This is a genomic window from Acinetobacter sp. SM34 (assembly GCF_022012365.1).
Taxonomy (GTDB): Bacteria; Pseudomonadota; Gammaproteobacteria; order Pseudomonadales; family Moraxellaceae; genus Acinetobacter.
On sequence record NZ_JAKLTP010000014.1, the window covers coordinates 29,310 to 49,548 of the forward strand.

The 20,239-nt window shown below is 41.0% G+C and carries 20 protein-coding genes and 1 pseudogene; 14 read left to right on the forward strand and 7 right to left on the reverse strand.

What is annotated here, in order from left to right:
- Positions 1-96: 96 nt before the first annotated feature.
- Complete coding sequence (locus LZZ98_RS12135) at positions 97-474, forward strand: hypothetical protein (RefSeq protein WP_237788066.1); 378 nt, start codon at positions 97-99, stop codon at positions 472-474.
- Positions 475-585: 111 nt separating this feature from the next.
- Here LZZ98_RS12135 and LZZ98_RS12140 read toward each other — a convergent pair whose 3' ends face one another.
- Positions 586-1,218, reverse strand: a complete 633-nt coding sequence (locus LZZ98_RS12140) for an alpha/beta hydrolase (protein WP_237788067.1) — start codon at positions 1,216-1,218, stop codon at positions 586-588.
- 125 nt (positions 1,219-1,343) lie between these two features.
- Here LZZ98_RS12140 and yaaA point away from each other — a divergent pair, with 125 nt between their 5' ends.
- From yaaA to LZZ98_RS12165, 5 genes are all read left to right on the forward strand, one after another.
- On the forward strand, positions 1,344-2,126 hold the full coding sequence (gene yaaA, locus LZZ98_RS12145; RefSeq protein ID WP_237788068.1) for a peroxide stress protein YaaA: 783 nt from the start codon (positions 1,344-1,346) through the stop codon (positions 2,124-2,126).
- A gap of 146 nt (positions 2,127-2,272) precedes the next feature.
- Positions 2,273-2,503, forward strand: a complete 231-nt coding sequence (locus LZZ98_RS12150) for a hypothetical protein (protein ID WP_086176342.1) — start codon at positions 2,273-2,275, stop codon at positions 2,501-2,503.
- A gap of 377 nt (positions 2,504-2,880) precedes the next feature.
- Positions 2,881-4,203 carry an NCS2 family permease gene (locus LZZ98_RS12155; protein WP_237788069.1) on the forward strand — a complete coding sequence of 441 codons (1,323 nt, stop codon included), beginning with the start codon at positions 2,881-2,883 and terminating at the stop codon, positions 4,201-4,203.
- 79 nt (positions 4,204-4,282) lie between these two features.
- Positions 4,283-5,284, forward strand: a complete 1,002-nt coding sequence (locus LZZ98_RS12160; RefSeq protein ID WP_237788070.1) for an adenosine deaminase — start codon at positions 4,283-4,285, stop codon at positions 5,282-5,284.
- Positions 5,285-5,369: 85 nt separating this feature from the next.
- A complete protein-coding gene (locus LZZ98_RS12165) occupies positions 5,370-5,729 on the forward strand; it encodes a hypothetical protein (RefSeq protein ID WP_237788071.1) in 360 nt (119 codons plus the stop codon).
- Between the two features lie 79 nt (positions 5,730-5,808).
- Here LZZ98_RS12165 and LZZ98_RS12170 read toward each other — a convergent pair whose 3' ends face one another.
- On the reverse strand, positions 5,809-6,363 hold the full coding sequence (locus LZZ98_RS12170; RefSeq protein ID WP_237788072.1) for a cytochrome b: 555 nt from the start codon (positions 6,361-6,363) through the stop codon (positions 5,809-5,811).
- A gap of 234 nt (positions 6,364-6,597) precedes the next feature.
- Here LZZ98_RS12170 and LZZ98_RS12175 point away from each other — a divergent pair, with 234 nt between their 5' ends.
- Both LZZ98_RS12175 and rnhB read left to right on the forward strand, forming a co-directional pair.
- Entirely contained in the window at positions 6,598-6,984 is a 387-nt protein-coding gene (locus LZZ98_RS12175; RefSeq protein ID WP_237788073.1) for a hypothetical protein, read from the forward strand.
- 72 nt (positions 6,985-7,056) lie between these two features.
- Entirely contained in the window at positions 7,057-7,629 is a 573-nt protein-coding gene (rnhB, locus tag LZZ98_RS12180; RefSeq protein ID WP_237788074.1) for a ribonuclease HII, read from the forward strand.
- A gap of 63 nt (positions 7,630-7,692) precedes the next feature.
- Here the strand turns inward: rnhB and csrA are convergent, their stop codons facing one another.
- The 3 genes from csrA to alaS form a co-directional block, all read right to left on the reverse strand.
- On the reverse strand, positions 7,693-7,956 hold the full coding sequence (csrA, locus tag LZZ98_RS12185) for a carbon storage regulator CsrA (protein ID WP_067723263.1): 264 nt from the start codon (positions 7,954-7,956) through the stop codon (positions 7,693-7,695).
- Between the two features lie 246 nt (positions 7,957-8,202).
- Complete coding sequence (locus LZZ98_RS12190; protein WP_086176336.1) at positions 8,203-9,483, reverse strand: aspartate kinase; 1,281 nt, start codon at positions 9,481-9,483, stop codon at positions 8,203-8,205.
- A 66-nt stretch (positions 9,484-9,549) separates the two neighbouring features.
- Positions 9,550-12,243 carry an alanine--tRNA ligase gene (gene alaS / locus LZZ98_RS12195; protein WP_237788075.1) on the reverse strand — a complete coding sequence of 898 codons (2,694 nt, stop codon included), beginning with the start codon at positions 12,241-12,243 and terminating at the stop codon, positions 9,550-9,552.
- Positions 12,244-12,665: 422 nt separating this feature from the next.
- Here alaS and LZZ98_RS12200 point away from each other — a divergent pair, with 422 nt between their 5' ends.
- Complete coding sequence (locus tag LZZ98_RS12200) at positions 12,666-13,691, forward strand: type I glyceraldehyde-3-phosphate dehydrogenase (protein WP_237788076.1); 1,026 nt, start codon at positions 12,666-12,668, stop codon at positions 13,689-13,691.
- Positions 13,692-14,076: 385 nt separating this feature from the next.
- Positions 14,077-14,391, forward strand: a complete 315-nt coding sequence (locus tag LZZ98_RS12205; RefSeq protein ID WP_237788077.1) for a hypothetical protein — start codon at positions 14,077-14,079, stop codon at positions 14,389-14,391.
- Between the two features lie 23 nt (positions 14,392-14,414).
- Here the strand turns inward: LZZ98_RS12205 and LZZ98_RS12210 are convergent.
- Positions 14,415-14,606, reverse strand: a pseudogene (locus LZZ98_RS12210) (AzlD family protein); the annotation flags it as partial.
- Positions 14,607-14,856: 250 nt separating this feature from the next.
- Between LZZ98_RS12210 and LZZ98_RS12215 the strand changes: the two are divergent.
- From LZZ98_RS12215 to LZZ98_RS12230, 4 genes are all read left to right on the forward strand, one after another.
- A complete protein-coding gene (locus LZZ98_RS12215) occupies positions 14,857-16,023 on the forward strand; it encodes an ATP phosphoribosyltransferase regulatory subunit (RefSeq protein WP_237788078.1) in 1,167 nt (388 codons plus the stop codon).
- 70 nt (positions 16,024-16,093) lie between these two features.
- On the forward strand, positions 16,094-17,413 hold the full coding sequence (locus LZZ98_RS12220; RefSeq protein ID WP_237788079.1) for an adenylosuccinate synthase: 1,320 nt from the start codon (positions 16,094-16,096) through the stop codon (positions 17,411-17,413).
- Positions 17,414-17,605: 192 nt separating this feature from the next.
- On the forward strand, positions 17,606-17,914 hold the full coding sequence (locus LZZ98_RS12225) for a hypothetical protein (RefSeq protein WP_237788080.1): 309 nt from the start codon (positions 17,606-17,608) through the stop codon (positions 17,912-17,914).
- 113 nt (positions 17,915-18,027) lie between these two features.
- The gene (locus LZZ98_RS12230) at positions 18,028-18,804 is read left to right on the forward strand and encodes a M48 family metallopeptidase (RefSeq protein WP_237788081.1); all 777 of its coding nucleotides are present in this window, start codon (positions 18,028-18,030) and stop codon (positions 18,802-18,804) included.
- Positions 18,805-19,034: 230 nt separating this feature from the next.
- On the opposite strand, the gene LZZ98_RS12235 is transcribed toward LZZ98_RS12230, so the two are convergent.
- A complete protein-coding gene (locus tag LZZ98_RS12235) occupies positions 19,035-20,084 on the reverse strand; it encodes an NADP(H)-dependent aldo-keto reductase (protein ID WP_237788082.1) in 1,050 nt (349 codons plus the stop codon).
- Positions 20,085-20,239: the final 155 nt, after the last annotated feature.

Consider the following 20,239-nt stretch of genomic DNA (forward strand, 5'->3'; position numbering starts at 1 on the left):
GTAGATTTGTTAGAAAACAGCCAAGCTTTTGCTTGGCTGTTTTGTTTTTATTGCTTATGCTAAAACCATACAACAATAATGTCTTTGGATACACAGATGAGAAAATTACAATTTACTGCAAACTGTGAAAAGCATAATCATGTGTCACAGCAACCGAATGACTGTTATGTGACTCAGGAATATGTTGCGGATTTATTGTCTAAAGAACTGGGTCAATATGGTTTTCAAACCTTGTCGCAAAGTGGTGATCAGGTTGCTGTAAGTGTAGACAATCAATCCTTGCCTTTATCTGTCACTTGTCAGAGTCATGATGCAGAAGGGCATCTGGTCTGTGAGATCACCTCGTACCCAGATGAAGATCAGGATTGGCTAGAACGAATTACTGAACAAAGCTTATTAAACCAATTGGCTCAAGCAGTAGAAAATACCTTAAAAGAAGATGAATCTTTTAGTGGGTTTGAGTGGAAAAGCTAAATATTTTTAATGAATAAATGAATGAAAAAGGAGGCAATCAGCCTCCTTTTTTATTTTTATAACGTTTGAGCGTAGCAGCTAAAAAGTATCCTCCAGAGAGGGTATTTTGACTTAAGGGTTGATAAGGAAACGAGAAATAGCCACACGCAATTGCTTTAAATAGCCCGTAAAGAAGTGATTGGCACCTGGTAAAACAGTAATTAAATGGCATTGTGGTTTAGCCCATTGGATGAGATCAGATAACAGGGTTACATCATCTGCTTCACCATGAATGAATAAAATATCACCTTTAATATGTGGGGTTACATAGTGGCGAACGCCTGCAACTGTTGTGGTCGGTAAACCACATAAAATGGTCTGTACAGGTTGTTGTTCAACAGGAAGCAAAGCATAGCATTTGGTCATTACATTCGCGCCAAAACTAAAGCCAGCTGCATAAAATGGCAGGTTTGAGTGTTGGCTACGTGCATATTGAATCACGTTCAAAGTATCTTTGGTTTCACCATTGCCTTCGTCATGTACTCCAGCACTTTGACCAGAACCACGAAAACTTGGACGATAGACGACATAACCACGCTCAAGAAACATCTGAGCAAGCAGCGCTGGCACTTTATGCTGTGGAGTACCGCCTTGTAAGGGGTGGGGGTGACATACAACCGCGAATCCTTTCACTTCCCCTTGAGGATAATCAACAAAAATTTCCAGTTGACCTGCAGGGCCTTGCATGAAAATTTGCTCGGACATGTAACTACCGATAAATAACAGGGAGAATAGGATATTTTAGCGATAATGTTCATTTAAAACACGAATTGGAAATAAAATAACGCTACTGTTATAGTTTGTTTACTTATTCTTTAATCCGGTTGTCCATGCTCGCCTTAATTTCACCTGCCAAGACTTTAGACTATGAATCTGCACTTCCAACAGATATCTATACCTTGCCAAGATTGCTGGAACATTCACAAGAACTTATCGATGTGAGTCGTCATCTTTCTGCTACAGATATTGCCAATTTAATGAGTGTAAGTGAAAAAATTGCCAAGTTAAATGTCGAGCGCTTTAATGACTGGCAACCGGAATTTAATTTTTCCAATGCACGGCAGGCTTTATTTGCCTTTAAGGGCGATGTATATACAGGTTTAGATGCCTATGCTCTTGGTGAGCAAGATATTGCGTATGCACAGCAGCATTTGCGTATGTTGTCTGGACTTTATGGTTTGCTACGTCCTTTGGACTTGATGATGCCGTATCGTCTGGAAATGGGCACCAAACTCAAAAATTTACGTGGTCATAATCTGTATGAATTTTGGGGTGAACATATTACCCATTTAATCAATGCTGATTTAGAACAGGCGAATTCGGAGCTATTGGTGAATATTGCTTCGGATGAATATTACAAGTCGGTAAAACCAAGCAAAATTAAGGCGCAAATTATTAAGCCAGTGTTTCTGGACCAGAAAAATGGCAAATATAAAGTGATCAGTTTTTATGCCAAAAAAGCACGTGGTTTGATGGCACGTTTTATCATTGAAAACCAACCAGAATGTACTGAGGATTTAAAATCATTTAATATGAATGGTTACTATTTTGATGCGGATAGTTCGCTAAAAGGTGAACTGGTCTTTAAACGTGATGAACAGCAAGCCGCCTAAATGATTCAATAAGTAAAAAAAAATCCCGATGAATTTTCGGGATTTTTTATAAAAAATAAATATAATTTTGGATATTTTTTGCAATATGTTTTGTGTATTCTTTTGTTTAGTATTAGATAAAGTTTTTTGAATAATAAAATTTTGTTATGAAAAAATTATTGATTCCTATCTTTATTTTTGCAGTATTTATGCTGGGGTGTGTGGTTTATCACGACAATCAAATGAAAAAAAGACAGGAAGTAGATCAATTGATTCAGGATGCTCATCAGTCATTGAAGATAGTGAATAGCAATCCGAATAATGCTGCTTTAGGCTCGGTTGAAATTGTAGATATAGATTCTTCAGAGCTTTCGCAGGTAAAATACAAGCAGTTCTAGCGATTGAATTTTTACTGTATGTTTGATAAATATTAACAAATAATTGAAATTTAATTAAAAATAAATTTTAGAAATAATAAAAAAGCATTGTGTTATAATTTGCCAAGATTTTAATTGAATCATTATATTTATATTGTAAGTGTTTGATTCTTTTTATCTAACTAGGCTGCATAAAAGTTATGCGGCTTTTTTGTTTACAGTTTCTGTCATTTGGCTATTTAATCGCCAGTGAAAACTTGTGCAAAATACTTGTTTTTGAATGGAAATATTGGCATATCCATTGCTTGGACATCTATAAACTTAATGATGATTTGAGAAACGGATCATTAATTTTATAGCGTGCTCACGGCATAAAGTTTACTTACAGGGGTAAAGTCATGACGACTCCTAATCCATCTTCAGAGAATATGCTGGAACGCTTATTTAAGCTTAGCGAAAACAAAACCAGTTTTCGTACAGAGGTTCTTGCAGGTGTAACCACTTTCTTAACCATGTGTTACATCATTATTGTCAATCCAATGATTTTATCCGAAACCGGTATGGATCATGGGGCTGTCTTTGTTGCAACCTGTCTTGCAGCCGCAATTGGCTGTTTGGTGATGGGACTTGTTGCGAATTATCCGATTGCACTTGCACCGGGTATGGGCCTGAATGCTTACTTTACCTATTCGGTGTGTATGGGCATGGGTATACCTTGGCAAACGGCACTGGCTGCCGTGTTTGTCTCGGGGCTGGTGTTTATTGCCATCAGTATGTTCAAAATCCGTGAAGCGATTGTTAATGCCATTCCTATGTCGCTGAAATTTGCGATTGGCGGGGGTATTGGCTTATTCCTTGCACTGATTGCATTAAAGAATTCAGGCATTATTGTCGATAATCCGGCAACGCTTGTAGGCTTGGGTGACTTGAAACAGCCGACAGTATTGCTGACCTTGCTGGGTTTTCTGATGATTGTGGTGATGCATCACTTTAAAATCCGTGGTGCCATTATTATCAGTATTCTGGTCATTACCGCTATTGCTACAGCAATGGGCTTGAACGAGTTTAAGGGTGTGGTGGGTGCCATTCCATCGATTGCTCCAACCTTCCTGCAAATGGACTTCCAAGGCTTATTCACTGCTAGCTTGGTGGGTGTTATCTTTGTGTTCTTCTTGGTCGATTTGTTTGACTCAACAGGTACCTTGGTGGGTGTTTCGCATCGTGCCGGCCTGTTAAAAGATGGAAAATTACCACGGTTGAAAAAAGCACTTTTTGCGGATTCAACTGCAATTGTTGCAGGTGCAGCTTTGGGTACATCTTCAACAACGCCTTATATTGAATCGTCTGCTGGTGTTGCTGCAGGTGGCCGTACCGGTTTGACCGCTGTAGTCGTTGCTGTGTTATTTGTGCTGTGTTTATTTCTGGCACCTTTAGCGCAATCGGTTCCAGGTTTTGCTACAGCGCCAGCATTGCTGTTCGTGGGTGTGTTAATGATCCAGGGAATCGTGCATATTGATTGGGATGATATTACTGAAGCCGTTCCTGCTTTTTTAACCATCGTCTGCATGCCATTTACCTATTCAATTGCCGATGGTATTGCGATGGGCTTTATCAGCTACGCATTAATCAAGCTTTTAACAGGTAAAGCGAAAACTGTACCTTACATGGTTTGGATTGTTGCTGCACTTTGGGCATTGAAATTTGCTGTATTTGGCGGCTAATTCACCCCATCCAGAATAGGGTGTAAACTTAGTTTGCACCCTTTTTTATTTTTAGAGAAAGGTTTTATAAGGATAAGATATGAATCAAATCGAGCTTATTCAAGCGATGCCAAAGGCAGAGTTACACGTACATATTGAAGGTACTTTTGAGCCTGAGCTTATGTTCGAGATTGCTCAACGCAATCATATTGATATTCCGTATAAATCTGTTGAGGAAGTCAAACAGGCGTATAACTTCCACAATTTACAGTCTTTCCTCGACATCTATTATGCCGGTGCCAATGTACTGATTCATGAACAGGATTTTTATGATCTGGCTTGGGCATACTTTGAAAAATGTGCTGCCGATAACGTGGTGCATAGCGAAATGTTCTTCGATCCACAAACCCATACCGATCGAGGTATTGCTTTTGAAATTGTAATTAAGGGTTTAAAACGTGCCTGTGATGATGCAAAAGCCAAATTCGGCATTACATCGCATTTGATTATGTGCTTCTTGCGTCATTTAAGCGAAGAAGCTGCATTTGAAACTTTAGAGCAAGTGCTACCCTATAAAGATCAAATTATTGGGGTAGGGTTGGATTCAAGTGAAGTCGGGCATCCACCGGCTAAATTTGAACGCGTGTTTGCCAAAGCACGAGAAGAAGGCTTTTTGGTAGTCGCCCATGCCGGTGAAGAAGGACCTGCTGAATATGTATGGCAAGCTTTGGATCTGCTGCATGTGAACCGCGTGGACCATGGGGTACGCTCTGAAGAAGACCCAAAACTGATGCAACGTTTAATTGCCGAAAAAATGCCGTTAACCGTTTGTCCTTTAAGTAATTTAAAGCTTTGTGTGGTAGAGGATATGGCACAGCACAATATCCGTCGTCTATTGCAACAAGGCGTACATGTTACGGTCAATTCAGATGATCCTTCATATTTTGGTGGATACATGAATGATAATTTCATTGCGATTACCCAAGCGCTGGATTTAACCAATGCGGAGCTTAAGCAGTTGGCTAAAAACTCGTTTGAAGCCTCCTTTATTTCTGATGCGGAAAAACAAAAATGGGCTCAAGAAATTGATGCCTTAGTGTAATTGAGTCTCATCAAGTTTGATCTTGATTCAGCCGGTTCATTTATGGGTCGGTTGAATGCTAAGGTGTTAAAAATTAGGTTCTAATGTGAAAAAGAGTTTTTGCTGGATATTTGCTATCTGTTTATTGATTGGTTCGGTATCGGTTTTTGCAACGAATAAAAATCAGTCATTAACTCAGAAAATGTTGAAACCTGTAATTGAGCAAGGTTGCAAAAGTGAATTAAATGATTCAAAAATCTGGCAATCAGCAGCTTTATTTATGAATACAGAACGGCAAAATTCGGCACAAAAACAAATCTGTGGTTGCGTGGGCGAACATGCCTTGCAGGATATTTCAGCCAAAGAATTGGCTATGGCATCCATGAGTGAGTCGGCAAAAAATAGCCTGATTAAACAGGCGGTGATGAATAGTGTGAAAGGCTGTGCTCAAGACGCTTTGAAATAATGGATAGCGATAAATTGAGTTATAAAAAAAGCCGCATTGCTGAATTTAGAATGCGGTTTTTTTATTGGGCATGAGCAGATTATTTTGCTTGGCGGGTCATGCTGCGCAAAATATTATCTTTATCAATAAAATGATGTTTTAATGCTGCTGCAATATGACCGATGACAAGTAAACCTGCGAACCAAGACAAATAAATGTGTACAGGTTTAACAATGGCTAACAGGTCAGGGTCTTCTTGTACCAAGCGTGGAATTTCAAATAAATATAAAACTGGTGCCGGATGTCCCGCACTCCAGCTAAACAAACAGCCGGTAATCGGGAGCGCCAGTAACATGATATATAGGGCTAAATGTCCCAGGTGTGCCAAGACTTTCATGAAAGGTGACATGCTGTCGGGCAGTGCCGGAACAGGGTGGGTATAGCGCCAAAAAATACGAATCAGGACCAGAAAGATAATGGTGGTGGCGATGTTCTTATGTAAGCTAATGACCTGACCTTTAAAGCTGCCATCGACCTCATAACTTAAAAAATTTCCGCTATAAAAACCAATGCCCCATGCGGCAATAAAAATAGCAGCCATGAGCCAATGAAGCATTTGTGCTGTACGCGTATAGTATTGTGATGTGTTGTTCATGTTATTTATACCCAACCCACATGTCATTTTAAAAGTCTGTGTATGCTAATCAAATAACACATTATTAAAAATGATGAATATAGAACGAAGCGTATATTTCTTGCAACACTGGGGAATTGCATGTTTTTCAGTCAAGCAAGATGAGTGGGGAAAATTCAGTTGAAATATACATTTCTTCCTTGGCTAAGTTTCGGCAAAATATGTGCAACAAATTTTATACCTAGGGATTAAGCTGTGAAAAAATTAATTGCAGTACTTGCACCTCTCGCTTTGGTTTTAACTGCTTGTGTAGCAACGGATACAACTACAGGCACAACATCTACTACGCAATCAGCAACTCAGCAGCTCGGCACTGCTGCAATTAAAATTGCAATTAATGCGAAATGTACTACTGAATTGAATACTATTCCTGCTTGGCAGAATGCAACGAAATTAATGACTGCAACTCAAAAGCAAAATATTCAGACTGAAATTTGTGGTTGTGTAAGTGACAAAGCACCACAAAGTGTAACAGCAGTCGATTTGGCTACAGCTGCGATTGATCCGGCAGCGCGCAATACTATTGTTTCAAATGCAGTGACTAAAACCATTAATGCTTGTGTTGCTGAAGCTGTGAAATAATACAGATTAAATTCGTGTTAAAATTAAAGAGGCTGATGTTATTCAGCCTCTTTTTTTGTAGGTAAAGCGTTGATGAAAATTGCGGGTGTAGATGAAGCGGGGCGTGGTCCCTTGGTTGGTTCGGTGGTTGCGGCTGCGGTTATTTTAGATCCCAATAATCCGATTGAAGGTTTAAATGACTCTAAAAAACTTAGCGAAAAAAAGCGTGAAAAATTATTTATAGAAATACAAGAGAAAGCCTTGGCCTGGGCTATTGCTGAAGCCAGTCATGAAGAAATAGATGAGATCAATATTCTCCAGGCGTCTTTGTTGGCTATGCGTCGTGCTGTAGAAGCTTTGCAGCTTCAGCCAGAGCATGTACTGGTTGATGGTAATAAAGTCCCACAAGGCTTAGTGATGAGCTGTGATGCGGTGGTGGGTGGGGATGCCCTGCATGCAGAAATTTCTGCAGCCAGTATTCTGGCAAAAGTAACCCGTGACCGTGAAATGGTTGTGCTGGATCAGCAATATCCGCACTTTGGTTTTGCCAAACACAAGGGTTATCCAACCAAAGCTCACTTTGAAGCCATTGCTGAACATGGTGTGATTGATCAGCATCGCCGTAGTTATGCACCGGTTAAAAAGGCTTTGGCCTTGCTGGAATAGAAATAACCCGTAGATAAATTTAAAGCGGCTATATAGCCGCTTTATTAGAACAATCTTTAATGTTTAACGATTAAAGTCATTCTGGGTATTCTGTGGGAAATTATCTTCTTCAAAAGAAGGCTGATAATCCTGATCAAGGTGTTGCAGGTGTTCGTGCATAGCGCGCTCATGTTGAATTCGTTGATAAATTTCTTCACGATGAACAGATACTTCTTTTGGAGCATTTACGCCAATACGAACCTGATTACCTTTTACGCCAAGCACAGTTACACTGACTTGATCCCCAATCATTAATGTTTCACCGACACGTCGGGTTAGAATCAGCATGTTTATCTCCTTGCAAAACGCTAAACGTGCAATTGATTTTAAATTTTAAAAAACACAACCTTATACAAACAAAATATTAACAGAATGAATCCCTCAAAAGTTTAACAGGATACATTTCATTAATATTTTAAAATCCTCGGTTTCAAATATAACAGAGCCACTATAAAAAAAACTATAGTGGCTCTGTTCTTTTTGTCGTATTTCGCAAATTTTGTTCAACAATGATCAGAAATTTGCTACTACGAATTAAGCACGCGCGCTTGATTCGCCAGATTCACGGTCTAAACCGAAAGCCGTGTGAAGAGTGCGCACAGCAAGTTCTAAATAATTTTCTTCAATGATCACAGAAATTTTGATTTCTGAAGTTGAAATCATCAAGATGTTAATGCCTTCTTCAGCTAGAGCAGTAAACATTTTGCTTGCCACGCCAGCATGTGAGCGCATACCTACACCCACGATAGACACTTTAACGATGTCTGAACGAGTCGCAACTTCACGTGCACCAATTTCTTTCGCAGTTTGCTCCAGAATTGTTTTTGCTTTAGTGAACTCACCACGGTTGACCGTGAAAGTGAAGTCAGTGGTACCATCTTCTTCCACATTCTGGATGATCATATCGACTTCGATATTCGCTGCACCGATTGGCGCCAGGATTTTGGATGCAATGCCAGGTAGGTCAGGCACACCCAAGATAGTCAATTTTGCTTCGTCACGGTTAAACGCGATACCAGAGATAATTGGCTGTTCCATGTTGTCTTCCAATTCAGTAGTAATAAGAGTTCCGACGTTGTTTTTGAAGTCTTCGTCAAATGCGCCATCATCGTCGTTATCGAAGCTTGATAGTACGCGTAAAGGCACCTGATATTTACCGGCAAATTCAACTGAACGGATTTGCAGGACTTTCGAACCAAGTGATGCCATTTCCAGCATTTCTTCAAAAGAAATGCGATCCACTTTTTTCGCTTTTGGTGCAACACGTGGGTCGGTGGTATAAACCCCATCCACGTCTGTATAAATTTGGCATTCATCTGCTTTGAGCGCAGCTGCAAGTGCCACACCAGAAGTATCTGAACCGCCACGACCTAAAGTCGTTGTGTTGCCAAATTCGTCAAAACCTTGGAAACCGGCAACAACAAGTACACGGCCAGCATCTAGGTTTTCAGTTAATACGTCAGTATCAATCGATTCAATGCGGGCTTTGTTAAATGCGCTGTCGGTTTTGATGCCAACCTGGCGACCAGTCAGTGATTTTGCTTCTACTCCAATGGAGTTAAGCGCCATCGCTAACATAGAAATCGTAACCTGTTCACCTGTAGACACCATCTGGTCTAATTCACGTGGATCAGGGGTTTCGGTAATGGCCTTCGCTAAAGCAAGCAGGCGATTGGTTTCGCCACTCATTGCTGATACAACCACCACTACCTTGTGGCCGTGGTCATGCCAGCGCTTTACACGACGAGCAACATTTAAAATGCGCTCGGGAGTACCCATTGAGGTACCGCCATATTTTTGAACGATTAATGCCATAGTTGTTCCATAAAAGCCATGATCCTGAATTACCTTTTCAGGATCAGTTACACAAAAAGTGAAGTTTTATTTTGCTTCAAGCCAAGCAGTTAAATCTGCCATCACTGTTGCAAACTTCTCGTTAAGTGGCGCGCCACCTTGTGCCAAGTCAGGTTTACCACCACCTTTACCACCCAGCTCGGTAGCCAAGTGTTTGATGATGTCACCTGCTTTAATATTTGCAGTAAAGTCTTTTGCTACAGAAGCAAGAAGGCTAACTTTGTCGCCCTCTACAGCTGCAAGTACAATTACTGCGTTGTCTAATTTAGACTTCACACCGTCATGCAGGTTACGAAGCGATTTTGCATCCATACCTTGAACAGTGGTAATAAGTGTTGAACGACCAGCAACAGTTTGAACTTGGCTTAAAAGTTCAGCTGCCTGGAAGTTCGCCAATTTTTGGTTCAATTGTTCAATCTGTTTTTGCAATTGATGTGCAGTTTCAACAGTTGCTTCAACTTTTTCAATAGTTTGATCTTTTTGTGCTTTTAACACGCTGTTGATGTGCTGAATATCACTATCCGCTTTTTGTACGACTTCAACCGCTTTAGTACCGGTTACCGCTTCAATACGACGTACACCTGCTGCAACACCACCTTCAGAAGTGATTTTAAACAGACCGATATCACCGGTGCGTTTAACGTGAATACCACCACAGAGTTCGATCGAGAAGTTTTTCTCATCCTTGATTGAACCCATAGAAAGTACACGAACTTCGTCACCGTATTTTTCACCGAACAACATCATCGCGCCTTTTTCTTTGGCAGCTTCAATGTCTAAAAGTTCAGTAGAAACAGCAGTATTGGCAATCACTTCACGGTTTACAATACGTTCAACTTGTTGCAGCTGTTCGAAAGTCACCGGTTGGTCGTTGGCAAAGTCAAAACGTAAAATGTCAGATGCAACCAATGAACCTTTTTGCTGTACATGTGAGCCCAATACTTGGCGAAGGGCAGCATGCAACAAGTGAGTTGCAGAGTGGTTGCGTGCAGTTGCTTCACGAATGTCTGCTTTTACAATAGCTTCAACAGATTGAGTGGCTTTTAAGCTACCCATGGTCACGATACCTTGGTGAACAAAAGCGCCACCAGACTTCTTGGTATCCTGAACTTCGAAGATACCGGTATCGTTTTTGAAGATCCCTGTATCACCGATTTGACCACCGCTTTCTGCATAGAAAGGCGTTTGGTTCAATACGATCAGTGCTTCGTCGCCTTCATGAACTTCTTCAACTTGTTCGCCATCTTTGTAGATTGCAACAATCTGGCCTTGAGCTTGAGTGGCTTCATAACCTTCAAACTGGGTTTCACCTTCAACTTTTACAATGCTGTTGTAGTCGATGGCAAATTTACCTGCATCACGTGCCCGTTGACGTTGTGCAGCCATTTCAACTTCAAAACCAGCTTCATCAATGGTTAATTCACGTTCACGTGCGATGTCAGCCGTTAAGTCAGTTGGGAAGCCGTAAGTGTCGTACAGTTTGAATACTGTTGCGCCAGGAATCACTGAACCTTTCAGATTTGTTAATTCGCCTTCAAGCAATTTCAAACCTTGCTCTAAAGTTTTAGCAAATTGTTCTTCTTCTTTAAGAAGCTGTGCTTCGATGCGTGCTTGGTTAACTGCAAGTTCAGGATATGCAGCACCCATCACATCAATCAAAGGTTGCAACATTTTGTAGAAGAATGAGCCAGTCGCACCCAGTTTGTTACCGTGACGAACTGCGCGGCGGATGATACGACGTAGCACATAACCACGGCCTTCGTTAGAAGGGTTCACGCCATCTGCAATAAGGAAGCAGCATGAGCGTGCATGGTCGGCAACTACTTTAAGCGAAGCAGGGTAGTCAACTGGTTTGTTTGCAGCTTTTGCAGCAGCTTCAATTTCAGTGGTATCTAGACCAATGATTTCAGCAGCAGCTTTTAATAAATGTTGGAACAGGTCGATTTCGTAGTTTGAGTTTACGTGTTGTAAAACTGCAGAAATACGTTCCAGGCCCATACCTGTATCTACAGATGGTGCTGGAAGAGGGTGAAGGACGCCATCAGCAGTACGGTTGAACTGCATGAATACGTTGTTCCAGATTTCAATGAAACGGTCGCCATCTTCTTCAGGAGTACCCGGTAAGCCACCCCAAATGTGGTCGCCATGGTCAAAGAAGATTTCAGAACATGGACCACAAGGACCAGTGTCACCCATTGCCCAGAAGTTGTCAGATGCGTATTGACCACCTTTGTTATCGCCAATACGGATGATGCGAGATGCATCTAAGCCAATTTCTTTGTTCCAGATGTCGAAGGCTTCGTCATCGGTGTGGTAAACCGTGGCATAGAGTTTGTCTTTTGGTAAGCCTAGCCATTGCTCATTAGTCAAAAAATCCCAGGCAAATTTGATCGCATCACGTTTGAAATAATCACCAAAAGAGAAGTTACCTAACATCTCAAAAAAAGTATGGTGACGTGCGGTATAACCGACGTTGTCTAAGTCGTTGTGTTTACCACCGGCACGTACACATTTTTGTGAAGATGTTGCGCGAACATAATCACGTTTTTCAAGACCGAGGAAGCAGTCTTTGAACTGGTTCATACCAGCGTTGGTGAATAATAATGTTGGGTCGTTGGCAGGAACCAGAGAACTCGACGCGACACGTGTATGCCCTTGCGATTCAAAATAGCTTAAAAAAGCTTCGCGAATTTCAGCTGATGTCATAAAACGAGTACTCACAACCAAGTCACTCCATAAATCTTGTATTTGGCTAATAGCATGTCAAGCAAGTCTTACTTTTATAAAGCTGGCTTGAGATACTGGCTTAAAATTTTAAAACGCTAAAGTATAACGGAAAAAGCCGCATGCACCAATCACTTTCAGGCGAATTAATCACAATTCTATTTAAGCTGTATTTAGGTTTCTTGCATTCAATTTATAAGCTAAATGCAGGTATAGGCATAAGATATAAAATAAATGAAAAGTGAAGTAAATATTTTGAAGTAGCTTGGTCTTAATAAAATTTGAGGCAAAATAAGCAGGCTGAAACCCTTATTGCTTAGATATTTCATAAATACACCAGCAGAAATGGTATCGGTATCTGGTTAAAATCCATTAACATAGAGCGGTGTTTACATCTACCCAAGAGTTAAGGATATCTAATGCAACGAGTAGCCATTAATGGTTTCGGGCGAATTGGTCGCAATGTATTACGGGCTTGGTTTGAAAATCCTAAAGATTTTCATTTTGATATCGTAGCCATTAACGATATTGCAGATGTAGAGACGCTGGTTCACTTATTCAAATACGACAGCACGCATGGCCGCTTTAAGGGCAAGGTCGAAGTGCTTTTGCAAGATGAGCAGATTTTTTTACATATTTCGGCCGGACTGGCGCAATTAAAAGTACAGGTCTTTTGTCAGCAACAGCCTGAAAGCCTGCCTTGGAATGATTTGAATATTGACGTGGTGCTGGAGTGTACCGGTTTATTCCGTTCGCGTGCAGCAGCAACACAGCATATTAGCGCAGGGGCAAAACGGGTCATTATTGGCGCTGCACCATTCGATAGTGTGGATGCGGCCATTGTGTATGGGGTAAACCATCACGAAGTCAAAGCCACAGACCAGATTATTTCCAGTGTATCCTGCACTACACAAGCCCTGGTTCCTCTAGTTAAAATTATTGATGATGCTTTTGGAATCGATACTGCACTGATGACAGAAATTCATGCGGTTACGGCAGATCAGTCGGTGCTGGATCATGCGCACCGTGATTTACGCCGTGCCCGTGCTTCAGGTCACAATATTATTCCAACCACATCTTCGGCATTGGCTGCGTTAAAACGGGTGATGCCGAAAATGGAAGAGCGGATAGATGGTTATTCCATACGCGTACCGACCATTAATGTGGCTGCTATTGACCTTACTTTTGTTGCGCAGTCGCATGTTACAGCACATAAAATTAATGAAATCCTGATCAAATCGGCACGTCAGGATTATGCGGAAATTATGGATGTTACCGATGAACCTCTGGTTTCATCAGACTTTAACCATTCGCCTTATTCATTGATTGTGGATTTGAGCCAAACCATGGTGGTTGGACATCAGGCCAAAGTTTTTGCCTGGTATGACAACGAATGGGGGTATGCGAATCGCTTGCTGGATTTATGTGAGTCATTTACCCGATAAATGATCCATGCCTTTATTTAAAGATGATTGTGAGTGAGATGAGTTTTTTCATCTTGCTGCTTTGGAAATTGATCGAATTGCATAGCGTGCGGTTGTAAATAGTGAGACCTGTAACTCAATTATTATCAATTTGTTCGAATGGTTGATTTGTTGTTGAGTAAAGATCTTGCCTTGAGTAGGATGAATAGACTGCTATGAAGTTCCATGTGTTAGAAATAGCAGTGGATTAGCGGCTCAACGTCGACTCATAATAATGCTTATAATAAATACAATTCCAGCACGGTTAATTTTATATTCTATTTGAAAATTATAAGCTTTTTAAAACTTAATCTTATGGATTCACGGTAAAGATACGCCATGAATCAATAACACGGGTAGCGCATCTATGTTGATATTTATATGGGGATTTATTTTCCTTTTAGCCATAGCAGTGATTTTTTTGATTTGGGCACAATTTACCAATCAAGGTGCTGCCCTCAGTGAAATTCAGTTGAATCAACAATTGGAAACAAAAGTGATTCATCTGGAAGAGAATCTTAAAAAAACTCTGGAAATTATGCAGGATCTGGCGAAGAAAATGCATATTCAGCAAGAAGTGATTGAGAAGACCACGACTAAACTGAGTCAGGTTGAATCACAAAATGCTGAATTGGTCGGGATATTGGCAAAAGTCAGTTCTGCTGATAAACCCTTGCTATAGCTATAATTTATTACGAATTTACTTTATATCAGCAGCATTCTTAAAACTGCGGCAGATGCCATGCTTATGGCCACCGTGGGTAATAAAGAAAAATGTGATGCTGCAATCAGGGTAATGACTATTGCAATCATATCGGCAGGGTTGTCTTTAACAAAATACGGTGCAATGACCGAGATTAGCACGCAGCCAGGCACAACCTGCATAATTTGGCATTGCAGTTACAGAATCATTCTATATTTCAGAAAATTCATGGTCACCACCGAATTTGCATGCCAGCTCATCAATCGGTAATGATTTTGGTTATTCAGTTTTCAAACGCTATTAATTAGTTGGTAAAAATCGAACAAATCTGCAAAAAGTCATGTGCACTGCTAAAGTGATCGTGCTAGACTAGGAGAAATCGGGTGTGCTCCCGATTTTTTTATGCGGATTACTTCCGCGCTGACAAGTATTTAGGTTTACAACATGCCCATTTCAGAGACATGGTTATTACCTGATGGTGTAGCTGATGTATTACCAGAACAAGCGCAAGTAATTGAAGCTTTGCGCCGTGAAGCATTAGATTTCCTCGCATCTCGAGGTTATCAGCTGGTGTACACGCCATTTATCGAATACATCGAATCTCTTTCTTCTCTCTCAGAATCGAATCAAGATTTAGACTTAGCCACTTTTAAAGTAATCGACCAACTCTCTGGCCGTTTGCTTGGTGTGCGTGCCGATATGACACCGCAAGTGGCCCGTATCGATGCGCATGTACATCCAGTCGAAGGCGTAGCGCGTTATTGCTATGCTGGCACGGTTTTACACACCAAACCTCAAGGTTTTAATACCACGCGTGCACCGCTGCAATTGGGTGCGGAACTTTTTGGTTCAGACAGTATTGATGCTGACGTCGAAATGATTGACGTGATGCTCAACTTATTAAAAACTGCAAGCTTTGTGGATGGTATCCATCTGGATTTAGGTCATGTCGGCTTATTCCGTAGTCTGGTTAAACATGCAGGTTTAACCAAAGCGGAAGAAAGTCAGCTTTCGGATCTTTATCAACGCAAAGCATTGCCTGAACTGGCTGAATTTACACAAGAATTAAAATTTGGTGCAGATTTTTACGCATTAGGTCGTTATTCAAGTGATTTGGATGCATTAGAAGCCAACCTGAATGCTGAAATTATTGCAGACCCGGCATTTAAACAGGCATTTGATGCAGTAAAAACCACACGATCTGAAATTCAGGCACGCTGGCCAAACTTACATATTGGTATTGATGTTGTAGAACTTCGTTCATATCACTACCACACTGGTTTAATGTATGCGGTATATGCGCCGAACCGTGCAGCACCACTGGCTCAAGGTGGTCGTTATGACGGTATTGGTGAACACTTTGGTCGTGCACGTCCTGCAACGGGCTTCTCTTGTGACTTGTATGCACTCAGTGCAGGCCAGTTTCAGAAGGTTCAGAAGGTTGTTGCACCTAAAGGTACAGACAAAGCATTGCTTGACGCGATTGCAGCTGTGCGTGCACAAGGCTTAAGTGTTATTCAGTTATTAGGTAATGATGATTTAAACTCAATTCCGTTTGCGACTCACCAATTGGTGAATGCTGCGGGCGAGTGGACTGTCGAAAAAATTTAATCGCTAGATGGTGTGTTCATGTCACGCCATTTAGTTTTCTATTTTAACAGCATGATGTAATGAGGCTATTATGGGCAAGAATGTTGTGGTACTTGGTACCCAATGGGGCGACGAAGGCAAAGGCAAGATCGTCGACCTGCTCACAGATCAAGCGGCAGCGGTAGTTCGTTATCAAGGCGGACACAACGCAGGCCATACTCTTGTGGTTGGTGGTAAGAAAACTGTATTACACCTCATTCCATCTGGTATTTTACGTGAAAACGTACTTTGCTTAATTGGTAACGGTGTTGTTCTTTCACCTGAAGCTTTAATCAAAGAGATGGACATTCTTGAAAAAGAAGGTGTGCCAGTACGTGAACGTTTACGTATTTCTCCAAACTGTCCATTAATTCTTCCACACCACATCGCGCTTGACCAGGCACGTGAAATCAAACGTGGTAATGCGAAAATCGGTACGACTGGTCGTGGTATCGGTCCTGCCTACGAAGATAAAGTTGCACGTCGCGCAATTCGTGTTGCTGACCTTGTACGTGGTGGTGAACATCTTAAAGCTCAACTTGAAGAGCTGCTTGAATACCACAACTTCCAGTTGACTCAATTCTTCGGCGTTGAAGCAGTTAACGTTGAAGATGTGATCGCACTATGCGACGAATGGCGCAAAGTTGTAGCACCTATGGTAATCGACGTGACTGGCGAACTTCACGCATACCGTAAAGCTGGCAAAAAAATCATGTTTGAAGGCGCGCAAGGTTCACTTCTTGACGTTGACCACGGTACATACCCGTATGTAACATCTTCAAACACAACTGCTGGTGGCGTAAGCTCTGGTTCTGGTCTTGGTCCATTGCACCTTGACTATGTATTGGGTATTACTAAAGCGTACACAACTCGTGTAGGCGCTGGTCCATTCCCAACTGAACTTGTATACGATGCTGCTAACGATGTTGGTGATGCAATCGGTAAACACCTTGGTACTGTTGGTTCAGAATTTGGTGCATCTACAGGTCGTCAACGTCGTTGTGGTTGGTTCGATGCTGAAATTCTACGCCGTTCTGTAGAAGTAAACTCACTTTCTGGTATTTGCTTAACTAAACTTGACGTTCTTGACGGTTTGGAAGAAGTGAAAATCTGTGTAGGTTACGAAGCAGCTGATTCTGGTTGTGTAGGTTCTTCTGATGCGCTTGCATTCGAAACTTTAAAACCGATCTATGAAACTATGCCAGGCTGGTCTGAGTCTACTTTCGGTGCTAAATCACTAGATCAATTGCCACAAGCTGCAATTAATTATGTGAAACGTCTTGAGCAATTGATTGAATGTCCAATCGACATCATTTCAACTGGTCCAGACCGTGAAGAAACGATCGTTCTTCGCCACCCATTTGATGCTTAATTTCAAGCATTAAATTGATTGAAAAGCCTCGCTATATGCGGGGCTTTTTTATGGAATTTGATTTGAAAAATATAAAATAGAAGGGGCATGGAGATAATTTTCGCCAGACTAAAGTTGCATCCGTGCATACTGTTTAATTTAGGGGCTCTTGTTAGAATAAAAAAATATAAAATAAATCTAAGGTTATGCATGATGCATAAAAATATATCAGCAACGATGTTTTATTCATTACTGTTTGCAATGGGTGGGGCTCCGACCATTGCCATGCTGGTGATACAGGCACAAACTCAAGATCCTCAAATTATTAATGCAGCATTTATTGGATTAAGCGTCATTATTGCGTGTATTTTGGTTCCGATTGTACTGATCCAAAATGCAATTTTATTTTTGAAGCGTAAAAACGAGCAACTGGAACAGAAAATTAAACCATTTTGCCAGATATATTTGGGACTGAATATTTTATGTCTAATTTATTGGCTTAGTTTTCAATTTCTTAAATAAGCCTGTTTACATAAATGATATGATTGTGGAGAGAATATTAATTTAAAGATTATTTACTATTCCATATAATCTTTAGAAAAGAGATATCTATTTTTAAGGTGGAGATTATTATAATGAACAGCAAGCTGATGTTAAGTTTGTGTGCAGCTAGTGTAATCACTTTCTCGGGTTGTACTACTGTAGCAGATATGGCTGGGGCAGATTCATCCACATTAAATGTGACGGCTGCACAAGGCTTTAATAAAACTGTTCAGGAAGCAAACGCAAATAAAACCTTGGATACGTCATCATCTACGTATAAACGCATCAATTCGGTATTTTTACGTCTAAAACCTTATGGTGACCAAATTAACCAGACAGGTCAGAAGTTTGACTGGCAACTGGCAGTTCTAAAGTCAGATCAAATTAATGCATATGTAGCACCAGGCGGTAAGGTCGTGTTTTATACCGGTATCGTGAATAAACTCAACCTGACTGATGCAGAAATTGCTGCGGTGATGGGTCACGAGATGGTGCATGCTTTAGAAGAGCATTCTAAACAGAAAATTGGTGCACAGGCGTTAACGGATTTGGCTTTAAATATTGGTCTAGGCTATGCGGGTAATAACGTAGGACAGCTCGGTGCTGCAGCAGCACAGTTAGGTGCACAGGTGGGTGTGGGCTTGCCATATTCACGCAGTCTTGAAAGCCGTGCTGACCAAGGTGGTTTAATGCTCATGGCGCGTGCAGGTTATAATCCGCAAGCGGCAATTACGCTTTGGGAAAAAATGAACAAGTTGGAAGGTGCAGGTGGTGCATCATTCTTGTCTACTCACCCTTCAAATGCACAGCGTATTGATGCAATGCGTAAAAACTTGCCAGCAGCTCAAGCAGTTTATAACAAACGTTAATTGTTTGTAGCTCATTAAAAAAGGATGCTTAGTGCATCCTTTTTTAATTTTTGTACCCTCTCCCTATGGGATGAGCATCCTCTGAATATATTCTGAGTGCGCAAGGGGTGAGGGCATTAAAGGTTATGAGGTTATAAGAAATAAAGAAGTTATTTTTTCCTTTAAAATAGGGTAAAAACTTTTTTACTTCAATTTCCTAATTTCATTTTAAAGCAGTGCTTAAAATGAAATTAGGGTGCTGGATTAGGTTGTTTACGATGAATATCTTCAATACCCTGTAAAACTTCTGCCGATAAATCAATATCAAAGGCCTGAATATTTTCTTTAAGCTGATCCAGATTGGTTGCTCCAATAATAGTACTGGTGACAAAGAACTGCTGCTTAATAAATGCCAATGCCAGTTGAGTCAGGGTTAAGCCATGTCGTTCTGCAAGCTGGGCATACTGTTCGGTTGCCCATTCGCTTTGCGGATTGCTATAGCGGCTAAAACGTGAGAATAAAGTCACGCGCGCATTTGCAGGGCGAGCGCCATGACGGAATTTTCCAGTCAAATAACCGAAAGCTAAAGGTGAGTAAGCCAGTAGTCCGACATTCTCATAGTGGGCAATTTCAGACATGCCAATTTCATAAGTCCGGTTGAGCAGGCTATACGGATTTTGCACACTGACAAATTTTTCCAGGCCTAATTTTTCTGCCAGATGTAAAAACTTTAAAGTGCCCCATGGAGTTTCATTGGACAGCCCAATAGAACGAATACGTCCTTTTTTAATTTCATCACTTAAGGCGCTTAAGGTTTCTTCTAACGCGGTAACTTCCTGCTCATTTTGGGCTTCCGCATTACCATAACCCAGTTTGCCAAAGAAGTTGGTTGGACGTTGGGGCCAATGTAGTTGATACAGGTCGATATAATCGCTTTGCAGGCGTTTTAAGGAACCATCAATAGCAGAAGCAATCTCCGGTGCAGTAAAGCGCGTTTGCCCGTCACGAATGTGACTGCCACCTTGTGAAGGGCCAGCAATTTTTGATGCAATAAACAGTTTTTCACGTTGGCCGCGCTGTGCAATCCAGTTCCCTAGTATGGTCTCAGTTGCACCTTGGGTTTCAGGTTTTGGTGGTACAGGATACATTTCTGCAGTATCCCAAAAAAACAAACCCTGATCTAAAGCATATTCAAGTTGTTGGAAAGCCTCTGCTTGGGTATTTTGTTCACCAAAGGTCATGGTGCCTAAACAAATTTCAGGAACCAGAATCCCGGTGTTTGCTAAAGGTTTGAGTTGCATGCAGATCCATCCTTAATTTTTTATCATGAGGTTTTAAAATAGCTCATAAGGCTAACTTATTTTTTTCGCAGTGTTAAATCATCAATAGTATTAACCTTGTCATAAAATTTAAAAAAGACCTGTCTAAAAATACAGGCATAAAAAAAAGCAAATCC

Bases quoted from the DNA above. Each gene is read 5' to 3' on its own strand.
- LZZ98_RS12140 (WP_237788067.1), bottom strand. From the start codon at position 1,218: ATGTCCGAGCAAATTTTCATGCAAGGCCCTGCAGGTCAACTGGAAATT.
- LZZ98_RS12225 (WP_237788080.1), top strand. From the start codon at position 17,606: ATGCATAAAAATATATCAGCAACGATGTTTTATTCATTACTGTTTGCA.
- LZZ98_RS12200 (WP_237788076.1), top strand. From the start codon at position 12,666: ATGCAACGAGTAGCCATTAATGGTTTCGGGCGAATTGGTCGCAATGTA.
- LZZ98_RS12155 (WP_237788069.1), top strand. From the start codon at position 2,881: ATGACGACTCCTAATCCATCTTCAGAGAATATGCTGGAACGCTTATTT.
- yaaA (WP_237788068.1), top strand. From the start codon at position 1,344: ATGCTCGCCTTAATTTCACCTGCCAAGACTTTAGACTATGAATCTGCA.
- LZZ98_RS12135 (WP_237788066.1), top strand. From the start codon at position 97: ATGAGAAAATTACAATTTACTGCAAACTGTGAAAAGCATAATCATGTG.
- LZZ98_RS12190 (WP_086176336.1), bottom strand. From the start codon at position 9,483: ATGGCATTAATCGTTCAAAAATATGGCGGTACCTCAATGGGTACTCCC.
- LZZ98_RS12205 (WP_237788077.1), top strand. From the start codon at position 14,077: ATGTTGATATTTATATGGGGATTTATTTTCCTTTTAGCCATAGCAGTG.
- LZZ98_RS12235 (WP_237788082.1), bottom strand. From the start codon at position 20,084: ATGCAACTCAAACCTTTAGCAAACACCGGGATTCTGGTTCCTGAAATT.
- LZZ98_RS12215 (WP_237788078.1), top strand. From the start codon at position 14,857: ATGCCCATTTCAGAGACATGGTTATTACCTGATGGTGTAGCTGATGTA.
- LZZ98_RS12170 (WP_237788072.1), bottom strand. From the start codon at position 6,363: ATGAACAACACATCACAATACTATACGCGTACAGCACAAATGCTTCAT.
- LZZ98_RS12230 (WP_237788081.1), top strand. From the start codon at position 18,028: ATGAACAGCAAGCTGATGTTAAGTTTGTGTGCAGCTAGTGTAATCACT.
- LZZ98_RS12220 (WP_237788079.1), top strand. From the start codon at position 16,094: ATGGGCAAGAATGTTGTGGTACTTGGTACCCAATGGGGCGACGAAGGC.
- csrA (WP_067723263.1), bottom strand. From the start codon at position 7,956: ATGCTGATTCTAACCCGACGTGTCGGTGAAACATTAATGATTGGGGAT.
- LZZ98_RS12160 (WP_237788070.1), top strand. From the start codon at position 4,283: ATGAATCAAATCGAGCTTATTCAAGCGATGCCAAAGGCAGAGTTACAC.
- rnhB (WP_237788074.1), top strand. From the start codon at position 7,057: ATGAAAATTGCGGGTGTAGATGAAGCGGGGCGTGGTCCCTTGGTTGGT.
- LZZ98_RS12150 (WP_086176342.1), top strand. From the start codon at position 2,273: ATGAAAAAATTATTGATTCCTATCTTTATTTTTGCAGTATTTATGCTG.